Source organism: Chamaesiphon sp. VAR_48_metabat_403 (genome assembly GCF_031422475.1).
GTDB lineage: Bacteria > Cyanobacteriota > Cyanobacteriia > Cyanobacteriales > Chamaesiphonaceae > Chamaesiphon.
Map to the genome: position 1 here is coordinate 1 of NZ_JANPLS010000309.1, position 2,738 is coordinate 2,738.

The 2,738-nt window shown below is 44.5% G+C and carries 3 protein-coding genes and 1 pseudogene; all 4 read right to left on the reverse strand.

Annotated elements, in window-relative coordinates; translation table 11 throughout:
• On the reverse strand, nt 1-409 hold a 409-nt coding region (locus RMO79_RS14880; protein WP_310483959.1), incomplete at its 3' end, for an AvaI/BsoBI family type II restriction endonuclease.
• A complete protein-coding gene (locus tag RMO79_RS14885) occupies nt 402-806 on the reverse strand; it encodes a DNA cytosine methyltransferase (protein WP_310483960.1) in 405 nt (134 codons plus the stop codon). The genes RMO79_RS14885 and RMO79_RS14880, both read right to left, overlap by 8 nt.
• The gene (locus RMO79_RS14890; protein ID WP_310483961.1) at nt 796-1,539 is read right to left on the reverse strand and encodes a DNA cytosine methyltransferase; all 744 of its coding nucleotides are present in this window, start codon (nt 1,537-1,539) and stop codon (nt 796-798) included. The genes RMO79_RS14885 and RMO79_RS14890 overlap by 11 nt, the downstream gene beginning before the upstream one ends.
• Nucleotides 1,540-1,620: 81 nt before the next feature.
• Nucleotides 1,621-2,738, reverse strand: a pseudogene (locus tag RMO79_RS14895) (radical SAM protein); the annotation flags it as partial.

Below are 2,738 nucleotides of genomic sequence, written 5' to 3' on the forward strand. Positions count from 1 at the left end.
TTTCATTGGCGATCGAACCAACAATATTTCGCATCTTGCCACCAAGTGCATCACCTGATGTTAGAAGATATCGATAAATAATTTCGTCGATATAGTCAGTACCTGACGGTATTAGTATTCGATCGATAAAATCTGTTAACAGTCTATCTTTATCTTCATTGGATAGATGAGCTTTTGCTTTAACAGATATTCCAGCAGCTTCGATTAAACTCTCCCTAATTTTGACAATATTTAAAATATCTTGTGGTTTGTTCGAGTGAGCTTCGAGAGTAGCCTTTAGTGCTTTTCCTTTATCAATAAAAGGTATTGCTTCCTTATTCCTACGCAGCGCATACTCTAGAAAACCATTTCTTCTTGCAGCAGCAGTTGTGATAAGACTGCTAGCAGAAGTTACATGCAAGTTATTCATCTAAATTTTCCTTGAAAAACTGCTCCATAATTGCTATTGCGACAGCTTTAGCAAGAACAGGCGGTACAGCATTACCTACTTGTCCAAATTGAGTCATTGTGACAACTCTTTTACTACTATAAGAATCGAGTCTAGTTCCTAAAAATTCCCAGTCGAGTGGAAACGTCTGTAAGCAAGCTAATTCTCTAACTGTCAGCATTCTATCTTCAAATGGGTGGATAAAATCTCGATATCCACTTCTGGTTACTGTCGGTGAGGGCTTGTCAGGATCTAGTCGTCTATATGTCGATCCAAATGTTTGTGCTATGTCGCTTAATTTTCCGCCAATAGCCACAGCTTGAATCTTGGCAATTGTGGAAGGCGCATGTGCTGTTCTTTGGTGGTTTTTAATATCCATGATTGACGATCCGCTCCTTAATTGTCCCTGAAACACGCAGAGCAGTTTCTGAAGGTTCTTCGGCAGTTGGCAATTCCCCAATTGCTTCCCATACAGTATTCCATTTATCCAGAGGACTACTAAATAAATTCATTTGAGATTCTGATGGAGCCGCGCGAGTTGCCATCGGAAAATTAAATTTTTTGCCAATTCGATTTCCAACAATAATTATCCGTTCCCTGAACTGTGGGGCACCATAATTGACCGCATTCAAAATTTCATAAGATAGTTCATATTTATAGACTTGCTCATCATAAATAATTTCTTTTGAAGCTTCACTTAATATGGCATTAAGAGCTTCTCCTCCAGCCCAATTTGCCATACCTCGAACATTCTCCATCACAAATGCCACTGGCAGAGATTCTCGAACTACTCTAATATATTCCAACACTAATTTACCTCTGGCATCATCCATGCCCATCCGCTTACCCGCAAGACTAAAACTTTGACATGGCGGCCCACCTACAACTAAAGCAGGTTCTAGTGGTTTCAATTTCCCCGCCTGAAGTATTTCTTGGGTCGAAATTTTTTTAATATCGCCTTCGATGACAGTTACATTTGGCATATTTCGCCTTAATGTCGCACAGCATGATGGATCTTGTTCTACTGCGACTGCGGTTTCAAAACCAGCTTGATGAAACCCAATATCCATACCACCAGCACCAGAAAAGAGACTTATAATTTTCTTGGTCATCTATATCAAGATCTGCATTACATCGCTCTCAACTATTTACCTAGCATATCATCAACTTGCGACCTGCCAAGACAGCTTTTTGCTATCGGTTTCACCAGGTAAACCGATCATAAAGTAGAGTTTAATCTTATCCCAACCCTGCTCGAAGCCCGTCTTCACACCGCGCAGCAATTCTTCATTCGTCAAACCTTTATTAATAATATCCCGCAACCGTTGGGTACCCGCTTCCGGCGCGAAAGTTAAGCCACCTTTGCGCGTACCACCGATGATATTGGCAATATCTTCATCGAATCTATCTACCCGCTGACTGGGGAGGGAGAGGGAGATATTCTCATCCTTGAGCCGATTCTTGATTTCCAATCCCACAGCGGGAAGGGCGAGATAATCCGAGCAACTGAGGGAGAGGAGGGAGAATTCATCATAACCCGTCGATCGCATTCCAGTCTCGATCGCATTAATTACCGCTTCCGGCTCCACATCCCGTGCGGGGCGAGTCAACATCCCTGGCTGACAAAAGCGACACCCACGGGTACAACCACGGCGAATTTCGATAGTTAATCGATCGTGGACGGTTTCGACATAGGGCACCAACCCGATCGAGTATGCTGGAATTGGAGTAGCTACCCGTCGGAGAATGCGTTCGGGTACTTCGGGATGATTGGGCTTGACGCTGCCATCGGGATGCGAATCGTAAAATTGGGGCACATATACGCCTGGAACCTGAGCGAGATCCAATAACAAATCGCACCGACTCAGCCCCGCATTTTTGCCATCTTCAACTACTAACCCAATTTCGGGCAATAATTCTTCCCCATCCCCCAGGGCGATAAAGTCAAAGAAATCTGCATAGGGTTCGGGATTGGATGTCGCCGTTTGTCCACCTGCAAAAATCAGCGGATAATTACCCTCCGCCCGTTCGCGCCACGTCAGGGGAATTCCCGCAAGAGTCAACATCTCTAAGATGTTCGTCGCGCCCAATTCGTAGCTGAGGCTAAAACCGAGGATATCAAATTCGGCGAGGGATTTCTGCGACTCCACCCCGAATAATGGTGTCTGCGTATCCCGTAATTTCTGGGCTAAATCCGCAGCGGGAAGGTAGGCTCGATCGCACAATTGGCGCGGCTGGGCGTTGATAATACTGTAGAGGATAATATGCCCCAGATTGCTCGCCCCAACTTCGTAGATCTCTGGATATGTCA